At 47.9% G+C, this 265-nt stretch carries 1 protein-coding gene; it reads left to right on the top strand.

Annotated features, from left to right (window positions below):
- Window positions 1–265: cyclic nucleotide-binding domain-containing protein (locus tag QN347_RS20110; protein ID WP_323494448.1), on the top strand; the 265-nt coding region annotated here is incomplete at both ends.

The raw sequence follows: 265 nt of genomic DNA, 5'->3' as shown, positions 1-265 counted from the left end.
ACATTGAAAATTCGATCACGCAATATTTGCCCGGCGAGTGCGTTGGCGAAATTTCGGTACTCGATGAAGAAATCCATTCCGCCACGATTTCTGCCTTGGTCGACAGCGATTTGCTGGTGCTCGAGGCAGAAATTTTGTGGCGGCTAATCGATGAATCGAATGGTGTGGCGCGCAATTTATTGCAATTACTTTCCTTTCGTATTCGCGCCGCCAATGCGCAAATCCGCAGCCGCCAAAAAGTCGGTGAATTTTATCGCCAATTATC

The organism is Sphingomonas sp. 10B4 (genome assembly GCF_035019905.1).
Lineage (GTDB): Bacteria > Pseudomonadota > Alphaproteobacteria > Sphingomonadales > Sphingomonadaceae > Sphingomonas > Sphingomonas glacialis.
The sequence above is the reverse complement of the archived record's forward strand: the minus strand, read 5'-3'. Positions and strand labels throughout refer to the sequence as shown.